Source organism: Streptomyces sp. NPDC006529 (assembly GCF_040611795.1).
Classification (GTDB): Bacteria; Actinomycetota; Actinomycetes; order Streptomycetales; family Streptomycetaceae; genus Streptomyces.
In genome coordinates this window covers 86653-99856 of record NZ_JBEXPB010000007.1, presented here as the reverse complement: position 1 = coordinate 99856, position 13204 = coordinate 86653, and the positions used below count along the sequence as shown (strand labels likewise).

At 72.9% G+C, this 13204-nt stretch carries 12 protein-coding genes; 3 read left to right on the top strand and 9 right to left on the bottom strand.

The annotated features are described in order from the left end of the window. Window positions 1–43 precede the first annotated feature (43 nt). Together ABZY31_RS08365 and ABZY31_RS08360 are read left to right on the top strand one after the other, a co-directional pair. Entirely contained in the window at window positions 44–2203 is a 2160-nt protein-coding gene (locus ABZY31_RS08365; protein WP_356406133.1) for a RecQ family ATP-dependent DNA helicase, read from the top strand. A 216-nt stretch (window positions 2204–2419) separates the two neighbouring features. Next, window positions 2420–3049 carry a hypothetical protein gene (locus tag ABZY31_RS08360; protein ID WP_356406131.1) on the top strand — a complete coding sequence of 210 codons (630 nt, stop codon included), beginning with the start codon at window positions 2420–2422 and terminating at the stop codon, window positions 3047–3049. Between the two features lie 142 nt (window positions 3050–3191). Here the strand turns inward: ABZY31_RS08360 and ABZY31_RS08355 are convergent, their stop codons facing one another. Genes ABZY31_RS08355 through ABZY31_RS08345 form a run of 3 tightly spaced genes read right to left on the bottom strand, consistent with a single transcriptional unit; the run spans window position 3192 to window position 5269 of the window. Further along, window positions 3192–3839, bottom strand: coding sequence for a hypothetical protein (locus ABZY31_RS08355; protein ID WP_356406130.1), 648 nt, complete (start codon window positions 3837–3839; stop codon window positions 3192–3194). Window positions 3840–3898: 59 nt separating this feature from the next. Then, window positions 3899–4609 (bottom strand): ribonuclease HII, encoded by a 711-nt coding sequence (locus tag ABZY31_RS08350; RefSeq protein ID WP_356406128.1) that lies wholly within the window; start codon window positions 4607–4609, stop codon window positions 3899–3901. 57 nt (window positions 4610–4666) lie between these two features. Then, on the bottom strand, window positions 4667–5269 hold the full coding sequence (locus ABZY31_RS08345) for a TetR/AcrR family transcriptional regulator (protein WP_356406126.1): 603 nt from the start codon (window positions 5267–5269) through the stop codon (window positions 4667–4669). Between the two features lie 142 nt (window positions 5270–5411). Between ABZY31_RS08345 and ABZY31_RS08340 the strand changes: the two genes are divergently transcribed. Then, a complete protein-coding gene (locus tag ABZY31_RS08340) occupies window positions 5412–6965 on the top strand; it encodes an MFS transporter (protein ID WP_356406124.1) in 1554 nt (517 codons plus the stop codon). Window positions 6966–7074: 109 nt separating this feature from the next. Here the strand turns inward: ABZY31_RS08340 and ABZY31_RS08335 are convergent, their stop codons facing one another. The 6 genes from ABZY31_RS08335 to ABZY31_RS08310 all read right to left on the bottom strand — a co-directional run bounded on the left by ABZY31_RS08335 (window position 7075) and on the right by ABZY31_RS08310 (window position 13055). After that, on the bottom strand, window positions 7075–8649 hold the full coding sequence (locus tag ABZY31_RS08335) for a DUF4173 domain-containing protein (protein ID WP_356406122.1): 1575 nt from the start codon (window positions 8647–8649) through the stop codon (window positions 7075–7077). Between the two features lie 429 nt (window positions 8650–9078). Next, on the bottom strand, window positions 9079–9993 hold the full coding sequence (locus ABZY31_RS08330) for an ADP-ribosylglycohydrolase family protein (RefSeq protein WP_356406120.1): 915 nt from the start codon (window positions 9991–9993) through the stop codon (window positions 9079–9081). A gap of 11 nt (window positions 9994–10004) precedes the next feature. After that, complete coding sequence (locus ABZY31_RS08325; RefSeq protein WP_356406118.1) at window positions 10005–10664, bottom strand: histidine phosphatase family protein; 660 nt, start codon at window positions 10662–10664, stop codon at window positions 10005–10007. Between the two features lie 150 nt (window positions 10665–10814). Beyond that, window positions 10815–11420 carry a YdbC family protein gene (locus ABZY31_RS08320; RefSeq protein ID WP_356406116.1) on the bottom strand — a complete coding sequence of 202 codons (606 nt, stop codon included), beginning with the start codon at window positions 11418–11420 and terminating at the stop codon, window positions 10815–10817. A 33-nt stretch (window positions 11421–11453) separates the two neighbouring features. Then, window positions 11454–12284, bottom strand: a complete 831-nt coding sequence (locus ABZY31_RS08315) for an arylamine N-acetyltransferase (RefSeq protein ID WP_356406114.1) — start codon at window positions 12282–12284, stop codon at window positions 11454–11456. Between the two features lie 78 nt (window positions 12285–12362). Continuing rightward, a complete protein-coding gene (locus ABZY31_RS08310) occupies window positions 12363–13055 on the bottom strand; it encodes a DUF6215 domain-containing protein (RefSeq protein WP_356406113.1) in 693 nt (230 codons plus the stop codon). Window positions 13056–13204: the final 149 nt, after the last annotated feature.

Below are 13204 nucleotides of genomic sequence, written 5' to 3'. Positions count from 1 at the left end.
GTGCCATTGGCGCGATGTCACAGGCATCGGGTTGCATGGGGGCATGAACCCTGACCTGAGGTCTTCCGCCGATTCCGTTCTCGCCCGCCTCGTCGGCGATCCGACGGGCACCGCTCGGCTGCGTGAGGACCAGTGGCGGGCGATCGAAGCCCTGGTCGCGCACAAGCGCCGGGCTCTGGTGGTCCAGCGGACCGGCTGGGGCAAGTCCGCCGTGTACTTCGTCGCGACCTCGCTGCTGCGGGCGAGCGGGGCCGGACCCACCGTGATCGTCTCCCCCCTGCTCGCGCTGATGCGCAATCAGGTCGAAGCGGCGGCCCGCGCCGGGATCCGGGCCCGCACCATCAATTCCGCCAACCCGGAGGAGTGGGAGGGGATCCAGGCCGAGGTGGCCGCCGGAGAGGTGGACGTCCTGCTGGTGAGCCCCGAGCGGCTGAACAATCCGGACTTCCGCGACCAGGTGCTCCCCAAGCTCTCCGCCGCCACCGGTCTCCTGGTGGTGGACGAGGCGCACTGCATCTCGGACTGGGGGCACGATTTCCGGCCCGACTACCGGCGACTGCGCACGATGCTCGCGGACCTGCCGCCCGGTGTGCCGGTGCTCGCGACGACGGCGACGGCCAACGCGCGGGTGACGGCCGACGTCGCGGAGCAGCTGGGCACCGGAGCGGCCACGGACGCGCTGGTCCTGCGCGGTCCGCTGGACCGGGAGAGCCTGAGCCTGGCCGTGCTCGCGCTGCCCGACGCCGCGCACCGGCTGGCGTGGCTCGCCGACCACCTGGGCGATCTGCCGGGGTCCGGGATCATCTACACGCTGACGGTGGCCGCCGCCGAGGAGGTGACGGCGTACCTGCGGCACCGCGGGCACACCGTCTCCTCGTACACGGGCAAGACCGAGAACGCGGACCGCGAGCAGGCGGAGAACGACCTCCAGGCCAACCGGGTCAAGGCCCTGGTGGCGACCTCCGCGCTGGGCATGGGATTCGACAAGCCCGACCTCGGCTTCGTGGTCCACCTGGGTTCTCCGTCGTCGCCGATCGCCTACTACCAGCAGGTCGGCCGGGCCGGCCGCGGCGTGGAGCACGCCGAGGTGCTGCTGCTGCCCGGCCGCGAGGACGAGGCGATCTGGCAGTACTTCGCGTCGGTGGCCTTCCCGCCGGAGGAGCAGGTCCGCCGCACTCTGGACGTGCTGGCCCAGGCCGGGCGGCCGTTGTCGCTGCCCGCGCTGGAGCCCCTGGTCGACCTGCGGCGGACCCGGCTGGAGACCATGCTCAAGGTGCTCGACGTGGACGGGGCGGTGCACCGGGTGAAGGGCGGCTGGACCTCGACAGGTGAGCCGTGGGCGTACGACGCCGAGCGGTACGCGTGGGTGGCGCGCCAGCGCGCGGCCGAACAGCAGGCGATGCGCGACTACGCGGCGTCCACCGACTGCCGGATGGAGTTCCTGCGGCGCCAGTTGGACGACGAGCAGGCCGCTCCGTGCGGCCGCTGCGACAACTGCGCGGGGGCCCGCTTCACGGTGGAGGTGTCCTCGACGGCGCTGGACACCGCGCGCGGTGAGCTGGGGCGCCCGGGCGTGGAGCTGGATCCGCGCAAGATGTGGCCGACCGGTCTGGCGGCGGTCGGGGTGGACCTCAAGGGGCGCATCCCCGCCGGGGAGCAGGCCTCGACGGGGCGGGCCCTGGGGCGGCTGTCCGACATCGGGTGGGGCAACCGGCTGCGCCCGATGCTGGCGGCGCAGACCGCCGACCAACCGATTCCGGACGATGTCGCCCAGGCCGTGGTGGCCGTGCTGGCGGACTGGGCGCGAGGACCCGGTGGCTGGGCCTCGGGGGCGCCGGGCGCGCCCGCGCGGCCCGTGGGGGTGGTGGCCCTGCCCTCGCGGAGCAAGCCCCAGCTGATCGGATCGCTGGCCGCGCGGATCGCCGAGGTGGGCCGCATGCCCCTGCTCGGGTCGCTCGCGTACACCGATCAGGTGCCGGAGTACGGGCTGCCCTCCTCCAACAGCGCTCAGCGCGTGCGGGGACTCCACCAGGCCTTGACCGTGCCTCCTGAGCTCGCTGCGACGCTCGCGGAGACCCCCGGTCCCGTGCTCCTCGTGGACGATCGCGCGGAGAGCGGATGGACCCTGGCCGTCGCCGCCCGACTGCTCCGGCGGGCCGGCGCTCAGGAGGTGTTTCCGCTGGTACTGGCGGTCCAGCCGTAACCGGATGCGTCATCGTCGGCGTGGCGGGGCAAGGATATGAACGGCATACCGGCCAATTACGGTCCGCGGTGCCGATTGCTCGTTGCCGCATGCTCGCGGGCCGCGCGAGAATTGCAGTGTTCCCGCTCGGCCCGTCGGCGCTCGTGATGGCCGCGCTGCGGCGTGCCCGCAACCCAGCTGTGCCCATCAGCGGCTCGTGTACCCGGAGGGAGGACCGTGACCTTCGGATTCGCCCCGCCCGCGACCACCTCGCCGGGCATGATCACCGGCGGGCCCAGCCGGCACGGCAGACTGCTGGAGCCCGCCGAATGGACCGCCGCCGGGGTCCCCCTGCTGCGCAATCCGCGCGAGGTCGTCAGCGGGCTGCACTCCCGCCACGCTCCGGTGCCATCGACCGCCGTGATCGCGGTGCTCGGCCCCGAGGAACGGCTCGTCGCAAGTGCCTCGTTCGTCCAGGGCGCCGTGTCGGCGGACGGCTGGGAGTACCGCAACGCACTGCTGGCGCGGCTGCGCCGGGTGCTGCCCCACGACCTTCGCAGACGGACGCCGGTGCGGACGGCCGTGCTGCTCTACTGCCGCGACGGCGACGAGCGCTGGACCGAGGAGGACGGGGCCTGGATGTGGGGGCTGCGGGACGCCTGCACCCTGCACGGGCTGCGCTGCGGCGCGTACATCACCCTGACCCGGGGCGGCTGGCAGGTGCTGGGCGAGGGCCGGGGCGGCCGGCAGCCCAGTTCGGATTCCCGGCCGGTCCGGATCGGCGAGATCGTGTCGGATCCGGCTCCGCTGACCCTGCGCACCGGTGGGGGCGCGGCCGAGGCACTGCGCCGTACCGCCGCCCGCTGAACCCCGGCCAAGGCACCGCGCCCCACGCCTGCCCCGCGCCGCGTGCGCACGCGGCGCGGGGCAGCGCGGGAACCGCGGGCCGCGGCGGGGCCGGCACAGGGCCCGCCCCGCTGCTCGCCCGCGGGCGGCCGGGAACGGGACGTCAGACGCCCGCGCCCAGCACCGAGTTGATCCGCTCCGGGTCGCCGCACACGACCAGCAGCGCACCGGCACGCGTGAGCGCGACCGGCAGGGCCGCCGCGATCGCGTCGGCCGTTCCGCCGTTGGCCGCGAAGACCACGACCGGGCGGCCGGTGGCGCGCTGTACGTGCGCCGCGTCCGCGTAGAAGACGTCGTCCCGGGCGTCCTGCTGGGCCCAGTACGCGCTTTCGCCGAAGGACAGCTCGTGCGCCGCCCACGGGTGCGGGTCGCCGCTGGTGAGCACCAGGATGTCGCCCGGCGCGCGGCCGGTGTCGAGCAACAGGTCCACGGCCTCTTCGGCCGCGTCCAGCGCGCCCTCGGCCGAAGCCGGGATCAGCTGGATCTGCGGCACCGCGGCGGAGACCGACGGTGCGGTGGGGGCCGCGGGCGCGGCCGGGGTGACGGAGGGGGTTCCGGAGGTGGCCTGCTGCGGCACGCGCTGGGCGGGCGGAGCGGGCCGGACGGGACCGGGACGCCCGGGCCGGGGTACGGCGGCCGGACGCGGACCAGGTACGGGGCGGGGGGTCTGCGCGGTGCGGCTCGCGGCCGGGGTGACGCGGGGACCCTGGGCACTCTCGTGAATCTGAGGCTCCTCGTGGGTGAGAGGCATGAGTGGACATCAATCAAACACCGGTGCGAAACGTACCGGTGGGCCGCACGTGAGTGCGATCAGAATTCGAAGCCGAGCTGGCCTCCGTTTTCCAGTTCGAGCGATTCCTCGCTGCGGCGCACCTTTTTGAGGTGGCGCCACCGGGGCAGTGCGTCCAGGTAGGACCACGAGAGCCGGTGGTACGCGGTGGGCCCCCGCTCCTCGAGCGCCGCCCGGTGCACGGGCGAGGGGTATCCGGCGTTGGCGCCGAAGGCGAAGTCCTCGATGCCGTCGCCCGGTTCGCCGAGTCCGGCCATCATCCGGTCGCGCCACACCTTGGCGATGACCGAGGCCGCGGCGACGGCGACGCAGGACTGGTCGCCCTTGATCACCGTGCGGACCCGCCACGGAGCGCCGAGGTAGTCGTGCTTGCCGTCGAGGATCACCACGTCGGGCCGAACGGGCAGCGCCTCCAGGGCGCGCACCGCGGCGAGCCGCAGCGCGGCGGTCATCCCCAACTCGTCGATCTCCTGCGGGGAGGCGTGCCCGAGGGCGTGCGCCGTCACCCAGCCCTCCAGGACGACCGCGAGCTTGTCGCGCCGCTTGGGAGTGATCAGCTTGGAGTCGGTGAGGCCTTCGGGCGGGCGGCGCAGGCCGGTGACGGCCGCGCACACGGTGACGGGTCCGGCCCAGGCCCCTCGTCCGACTTCGTCGACCCCGGCTACGACCTTGGCGCCGGTGGTTGCGCGGAGGGAGCGTTCGACGGCGTGTGTGGGTGCTTCGTACGGCATGGCGCCAGCAAGGTTACGCCGCCCGGCGCCGCCTGCACACCCCGGGCCGGTCCTGGCTCACGCACGGAGCAGCGGCATCAGGACCTGGTCGATCATTTCCCGGATGTCCGGGTCCCCCCATTCGCTGCCGCACACCTTCGACCGGTACATCATGAGCGCCGGGATGACGTCCGCGACGAAGGCCCCGGTGGCATCCGGCCGGACGTCACCACGCTCGATTCCACGCTGCACCAATGCGAGGAAGAGCCGGTGGGAGGGTTCCGTGAGCCCGGTCCGGATCAGTTCGTGGAACCGGTCGGCGCTCACCGTGTCGCATTCGTGAAGGACCGAGCGAAGAGCGGTTCCGGCGCGCGAGATCATCGCGTCCCGCATGCCACGGCACAGGACGACGAGGTCCGCCCGGATGGAGCCGTGATCGGGGATCTCACCGAGCGGCGGCAGCCCCGCCCGCAGCACGTCCGCGACGAGGTCCGCCTTCGAGGACCAGCGCCGGTAGACGGCGGCCTTGCCGGTACGGGCCCCCGCGGCCACCCCCTCCATCGTGAGCCCGTTCCAGCCGACGGTGCTCAACTGCTCCAGGGCCGCGTCGAGAATCGCCGAGTCCAGCTCGACCCCCCGTCTGCGCCCCAGTGACCGAGCTGACCAGCTCGAATCCACCACTGCCGCCACCTCCGCCCGATCCACCCGCCGGTCGCACACGTTTCCAGCCTTAATGAACGCTTGCGTTCACTAGATCGCAGCTCCTACCTTGGGCCCCGCAGTGAACGAATGCGTTCACTATTTCACTTTGGGGGGATCCTCAGTGACAAGTCCGCAACTCGCCAAGCCCCGGATACCGGGCGCCGCCCGGCGCGAAGGCCGCCCCGGAGTGGCGTTGGCCGTCATCGCCGCGTGCCAGCTCATGGTGGTCCTGGACGCCACCATCGTGAACATCGCGCTCCCGCACATCCAGGACGCCCTGTCCTTCTCCACCACCGACCTCTCCTGGGTGCTGAGCGCCTACACCCTGACCTTCGGCGGCCTGTTGCTGCTCGGCGGCCGGGCGGGCGACATCCTGGGCCGGCGCCGCGTGTTCATGGCCGGAATCCTGCTCTTCACCCTCGCCTCCCTGCTCGGCGGCTTCGCTCAGGAACCCTGGCACCTGCTGGCGGCCCGCGCCCTCCAAGGGGCCGGCGGGGCCATCGCCTCCCCCACCGCCCTCGCCCTGATCACGACGACGTTCCCGGAAGGGCCCGCACGCAACCGGGCCTTCGGGGTGTTCGCCGCCGTCTCCGCGGGCGGCGGCGCCCTGGGCCTCCTCACCGGCGGCATGCTCACCGAGTGGCTCGACTGGCGCTGGGTGCTCTTCGTCAACGTCCCCATCGGCGCCCTGATCGTGGTCCTCGCCCCGCTGTACATCAGCGAATCCGAACGCCACCCCGGCCGCTTCGACCTCGCGGGCGCGCTCACCTCCACCAGCGGCATGGCCTCGCTCGTCTACGGCTTCATCCGGGCCTCCGAGAACGGCTGGCGCGACGGGCTGACCCTCGGCTCCTTCGCCGCCGCCGTCGTCCTGCTCGCGCTCTTCGCCCTCGTCGAGTCCCGGGCGCGCGAACCGATCACGCCCCTGCGGATGTTCGCCGACCGCAACCGCGCGGGCACCTACCTGATCATGCTCAGCCTCGCCGCTGCGATGTTCGGCATGTTCTTCTTCATCGTGCAGTTCGTCCAGAACGTCCTGGGCTTCTCCCCGATCAGGTCCGGCTTCGCCTTCCTGCCGGTAACCGTCGCGATCGGCGCCGCCGCCGGCCTCTCGCAGCGCTTGCTGCCGCGCTTCGGCCCCAAGCCCTTCATGGTCGTCGGCTCCACGCTGGTCGGCTGCGGCCTGGCCTGGCTGACCTTCATCCGGACCGATTCCTCGTACGTGTCCGGCGTCCTCGGACCCATGCTGCTCTTCGGTTTCGGCATGGGCCTGAACTTCGTGACCCTCACCCTGACCGCCGTCTCCGGAGTGGCCCCCGAGGAAGCGGGCGCGGCGTCCGGGCTCCTCAACGCCAGCCAGCAGGTGGGCGGCTCGCTCGGCCTGTCCATCCTGGTCACCGTCTTCGGCACCGCGAGCCGGACGGAGGCAGACCGGCAGATCCCCGACTTCCTGGCCCACGCCGACCCGGACCAGCTGGCCGCGTTCAAGGAGAGCCGACGGCTGCCCGGGGCCTGGGGGCACGCGGTGCTGACCCAGGGCATCTCCACCGCGTTCATCGCCGCCGTCGCCATGGCGGCCGTCGCCCTGCTGTCGGCGACCCTGGTGATCCGGGTCCGCGCGAGCGACCTGGAGGCCCTCAACGGCGCGGCCGCGCAGGCAGGTTCGGCGGCGTGACGGCGCGCCGGGAGGCCGTACGGACAGCCCGTACGGCCTCCCGGCGCAGGCCCCGGCCTCCGGCCTCGGCTTGGGCTTGGGCTTGGGCTTGGGCCGAGCGTCCGGCCGATCAGTACTCGCTCCGGCTCCTGAAGGTGCCGAGCCCCGCGCACGTCTCGAAGGATGCCTTCACCGGACGCTCCCGCAGGATCTCGCGGGCCCGGCGGTCGCCCAGGCTCATGCCGTACCACGGCACCTCGCCCTCGTCCGCCAGGTCGTCGTTGATGCCGCGCAGCGCGCAGGAACGCAGTGGTTCCGGCAGCCGGTCCAGTGCGGGCACGGCGTCCGCGGACAGCGACTGGAAGTACGCGAGGTCGATCTTGCCCTGCTCCGTGTAGCGTCCGACGTTGCTCTCCGCGACCATCCCGTCCGGTGACAGCAGCCCGAGGGCCAGTACGGTGGCCCCCGCGCTCGCCATCACGGCCCGGGGCAGCCACCGCGCGCCGAAGACCCCGGCCGCGATGATCAGTACGATCACCACGCCGAGCCACAGCTCCATCGTGACCACCGACACCCGGAGCCGGGTGAGTCCGAAGGCGTGCACGTAGAAGTCCATGCGGCGCACCGCGGAAGCCACCACGACCAGCGTGAGCAGGCACAGCGCACCCAGCACACCGCGCACGAGCCGCCTGTCCCGGGGTCCCGAACGCGGCGCCCAGCGCAGGGCGAGGGCGATCACCACGAGCGTGAGAACCGTGGCCCACAGCAGCTGCCAGAACCCCTGCCGGGCGTACTCAGCCGGGAGCAGACCGGTGCGCTCCTTCACGTTGCCGTACCCGCCGAAGAGGACGGCGAGCTGGACGCCGATGAAGCCGGCGAAGAGCAAGTTGAGCAGCACCAGTGGAAGCGCCCACTCCACCGGGGACCGGGGCGTGCCGGGAGCCACGGTGACGCGGTCCCAGCGCAGCGGTGCGCCCGCGGCTCGGGCGGCCGCGAGGGCCACGACCACGCCGAGCACGAAGAGCGCCACCCGCACCGGACCGTCCGACACGGACACGTCGGGAACCACCCCACCGAGGACATCGGCGAACGCCGCGTCGGCGGACGCGAACAGTGCTCCGAAGACCACCAGCAGGGCGATTCCCACACCCGCTGCCTTCACAACGGGCCACACGTTCCGGGCGTTCCCGGTGCGCCGCGCCCGCACTCCCTGCCACGCCCACCGGACCCCGGTCGGCGCCGCTTCGAGGAGTCCGAGGGGGCTGAGCAGCACCCCGGGCCAGGTGCGGCTGCCGAAGAGGGCGAGGGCGCCGAGACCGATGGCGGCCAGGATCGCCAGTGTGGAGGGCCAAGCCGACTCCCGCAGCGCCGGTACGACGAGCAGCGCCAGGCTGCCGACCCCCCACACCAGGGTCCACGGCCGGGGCCGGCGCCCCGCGGCACGGGCGGCGACGTAGGCCGCCGCGACGGCGGGCACGGCGGCGATCAGGAGCCCCGGACCGACCCCGTCGCCGAGCAGCAGGGCGGCGATGAGGCCGCTCGCCAGGGCGGCGATGAGGGTCTCGGTGCGGATCGGCACCGGCTCGACGGGCCGCAGCGCGGCGGACCAGTCGATGCTCCGGGCCCGCTTCCGGGCCAGGCGCTCCGCTTGGCGGGCGGCCTGCTGCGCCTCCCAGTACCGCTGGCGCTCCACGTGCTGGGCCATCCTGGCCTGCTCGACGCTCGGTCGCGGAGCCGCCGACTGCGCGGCGGGCTGCGGCGCGGGCCCCTGCCCGACGTGCTGACCGCCTCGTTGCGCGGCAGCTCCCGCCGAAGTCCCGGGGCCCGGTGCAGCGGCTGCGTCGGCCTTCTTTGCCCCGGCCGCCCCTGTGGCCTCAGTTGCACCCTTGTGCTCATCAGGCTCATTGGCCCCGCCCGTCATGTTTTCCGTCATGCGATCCCCTCCCGACAACCGCCCCCGATCGCTCGGCAGAGGGGCGGCGAAGCGGTCAGAGTAGGGGCCTGACGTGCGCTTTCGGCCGATCGGGGAGGCGCCTGTGGCAGGACCGTGACAAAACCCCGCGAGCGCCGCGGAGGGGACGCACAGAAGCGGATTCACCGCCTCCGCGCCCTGGACGGACGCGACGCGCCGGTCCTAGACCGCCGCCGCGGCCTCCGGCAGCCAGGCGGGCAGTGCCTCCGTCTGCGCCGTCCAGGCCGTCGGCAGCACCTCGTCCCCGCGCGCGCCCAGCACCCCGCCGACAATGGCGCAGGTCGTGTCGACGTCCCCGCCGACCTGCGCGGTCGTCCAGAACGCCTGCTCGTAGTCGTGCAACGAACGCGCCGCCGACCACAGGGCGAAGGGCACCGTGTCGTGGGCGCTGGTGCGCCGTCCGCAGCCCAGTACGGCCGCGACCGTGGTGGCGTCGGCGTAGTCCAGCATGTCCCGCGCGCGGCGCAGTCCGGCCCCGACCGCACTGCGCGGCACCAGGGCGATCACCCCGTCCAGCAGCGCGCCGGGCGTCGGCGGTCCGGCCGGCGCGGCCGCCAGTGCGGCCGCCGCGGCCACCGCCATCGCCCCGCACACGGCCTCGCGGTGCTGGTGGGTGGTGTAGGCGGAGATCTCCGCCTGGTGCGTGGCCTGCTCGGGGTCGTCGGCGTACCAGGCTCCGAGGGGTGCGATGCGCATCGCGGCGCCATTGCCCCAGGAGCCCTGCCCGTTGAAGAGGGCCGAGGACAGCTCGCGCCAGTCCTGTCCCTCGCGGACGAGCCGCAGCATGCGGTTGACGGCGGGCCCGTAGCCACGGTCGAAGTCGTGGTGCTCCGCGAAGGAGCGGGCCAGCGCGTCCTGGTCGATCCGCCCGTGGTCGGCGAGGACGGCGGCGACCGAGCACGCCATCTCGGTGTCGTCGGTCCACTGCCAGGGCCCGGGCGGCAGCTCGCGCCGCTTGAGCAGGGGGTAGTTGACGGGGACGAAGAACTGGGAGCCCAGCGCGTCACCCAGCGCCAGCCCGCGCAGGCTGGCCATGGCGCGTGCGTAGCGCCGGTCGGAAGCGGGTTCAGGGGTCATCGCGGGTCACTCTAGCCGTCCAGATCGTAGGGCTCGGGTGTGGTCCACCGTTCGAAAGGGCGGTCCATCCGGTAGCGGTCGTCGTCCCCCAGCCGCAGTACCCGGAAGTCACCGTTCGGGGGGTTCGACAGGCACTCGAACTCGGACACCGACCAGTGGAACCAGCGCATGCAGAACAGCCGCATGGTCAGCCCGTGGGTCACCAGCAGCACGTTCGGCGGATGGTCCGGGGCCTCGAAGCTGCGGTAGAGGCTCTCCAGGAAGGCTCCGACCCGGTCGTAGACGTCCGCCCCCGACTCGCCCTGCGCGAAGCGGTAGAAGAAGTGCCCGTAGGCGTCCCGGTAGGCCTTCTGCAGCCGGACGTCGTCGCGGTCCTGCCAGTTGCCCCAGTCCTGCTCGCGCAGCCGCGGCTCCTCGCGCACGCGGACGCGGGCCGGGTCCAGCTTGAGGTCGCGGAAGGTCTGCAGGGTGCGCCGGTACGGGGAGACGTACGCGCTGACCGAATCGTCGCCGAAGAGGGCCCGCAGCCGCTCGCCCGTGGCGGCCGCCTGCTCGTGCCCGGTGGGGGTCATGCGCAGGGCGTGGTCGGGTTCCCGTTCGTACACCGAGTCGTCGGCATTGCCCTCCGATTCCCCGTGCCGGACGAGGACGATGCGCCGCGGTCGTGCCATCCCATGACCCTAATCCGGCCATCGCCGCGGAACGAGCGGAGCGCGCCGATCACGCCTGTGGTCCTGGTGACATTCCTACGGTCACACCGCCACCCGACCACGGGCGCCCGGGCCGCGGCCGCGCGGCCGGACAGCCCAGCGGCCACGCGATCAGACCGTCCAGGACGGTTCCAGGTCGACGACGTCCCCGGTCAGCGCCTCGACGTCGGCCTCGGTCTGCGCCCGCAGGGTGAGCCGTTCGACCCGTTCCTGGCGGTACTTGCCGTGTTCGGCCGCCGCGTGCCACATGGACAGCACCAGGAACTCCCGGCCCGGAGCCTCGCCGAAGAGCCCGCGCAGCATCCCGGGCGAGCCCGCCATGGCCGGATTCCACACCTTCTCCTGCATGAGAGCAAAGTGGTCCGTCCGCCCCTCCCGCACTTTGCAGTGCGCCACGCGCACCACGTCGGCGTCGGTGAAGCGCGGCTCGAACCCCGTCTTCACGTCGAAGCGGTGGTCGAAAAGGGTGACCCGCGGACTCGTGAACGTGCCGTGCTGGGCCGCGGCCAGCCGGTCGTGCGAACGCGCCATGAAGGAGTCGTAGAACGAACGGCTCTCCCAGAACGTGAAGACGTGCGCGACCCCTTGCCGGCCCCGGCTCCAGCCGCCGCCCTGCCCCCGGAATCCGGGTTCACCCGGCAGCCCCGCCCATTTCCGCTGCCCCCGCTCGAACCCGCGTCGGTCCGTCACCGTGCAGCGAATCCACTTGACCAGCACCGCGCCATCGTACGGTGCCCGGCACGGCCCGGGTCAGTACTCGGCCCGGTACATCCGTACCAGTTCGCCCGCGTCCCGCTCGGAGAGCCGGATCCCGAACTCCCGGTCGAGGACCGGGATCAGCTCCTCGGGCGGGACGCGCCTCCGCTCGGTCCGCCCGTCTGGGTGGAGCCGGGTGAACTCGTCGCGGACGAGCGAGATCCGGTGGTCGGCCCCGGGCACCGCGGGTCGGTGCGCGACCAGTTGCCCGATGAACGCGGAGCGCGGGTGCGAGGAGCTGTAGTGGTTCATCAGGACGTAGTCGACCGGGTAGGCGGCCTGCGGGCCGAAGGCGTACAGATCCCGCCAGGCGCCCTCGCGCAGGAAGGTCAGGACGAGCACGCCGTCGGCCTCTTCCCGGATGCCGTACGTCCACTCCCCCTGGCGCGCTTCGGCGCCCGGCCGGCTCAGCGGGACGGGCTCGCGCGGCCCCTGGTGACCGAAACCCGCGTCGCACAGCCAGGGTTCGCCGTCCACGGTGACCACAAGAACGGCATGCGTGACGGGCAGCAGCGCGTCGCCGCGGGTGCGGTTGCGGGCACCGCGCCCGGCGACGGTGAAGCCGATCCGCTCCAGAGCGGCGGCGAGCAGCGTGTTCTGCTCGTAGCAGTACCCGCCGCGGCGGCTGTGCACGAGCTTGTCCTCGATGCTCTTGACGTCGAGCGCGAGGGGGCGGCCGAGCAGGACGTCGATGCTCTCGAAGGGGATGGCGGCGGTGTGCGCCCTGTGCACCGCGTACAACGTGTTCAGGTCCGGGACGAGTTCCCCGGCGTATCCGATCCGGTCCAGATAGGCATCCAGATCGAGTGCGTCACCGCTCCACATGTCTCCCCCGCTTCATTCGTCCGCTTCCCCGTCGGCGCGCGACCGGGTCGGCGCGCCCCCGCACCATGATCCCCTCCGTCAGGCGGCGCTCCAGCCCGGGACCGTCGGCAGCACCTGCTCGGCGAGGCGGAGCAGCGCGGCGTCGTCGGGCAGCAGGCCGTCCTGGCGCCAGACGACCAGTTCGAAGGAGCCGCCGCCGTCCTTCCCGTCCCTGGCGACCAGCAGGCTGCGGGCCATCACGCCGGGGGCGGCGCTGCCCTTGCCGCCCGCGAGGTTGAGGGTGAGGGCCATGGTCCGGTCGGAGGAGAGGACCGCCTGGTGTCCCAGGACCGTCTGCTGCTGCGCGCTCGCCCCCAGCAGGCCGGCCAGCTGGGCGACCGGGAAACGGTCGTAGGACGACGTGAGCTTCACGTGGTGGGTCTTCAGCTCGACCTCCGCCGCGGGGGTGGCCGTCCTGGTGCCGTCGGCGTGCTCGATCGCGCCGTCGCTGCCCCAGGCGGTCACCGCGTGCTCCCCCGGCGTGCCGAGCAGTGTCGCCAGGTCGGCCCGGTTCAGCGCCGCGCAGATCTGCGCTCCGGAGACGTACTGCGAAGCGGGCGGCGCACTCCGCGCCGGCGAGCAGGTCGCCGGTTCGTTCGCGCCCCGCGTGGTGCCGGACGCGCCCTGGAGCCCCCACAGCGCGCCGAAGAGCCCCCCGACCGTCACCACCGCGGCGATCACCTGCGCCCCCGCGCTCATCCCCTTGCCGCTTACCGCATTCTCGTCGGCCATGTTCCCCACCTCGGCGTTCGCGCCCGCATGGCGCGCTGATGGAGCCTAACCGGTGATCGTTTCGGGGGAAACGGACAACCGTACCCGCTGGTAAGGGCGGGGGAAACGCAGAGGGCGGTGGAGCCCTTTCGGCTCCACCGCCCTCGACC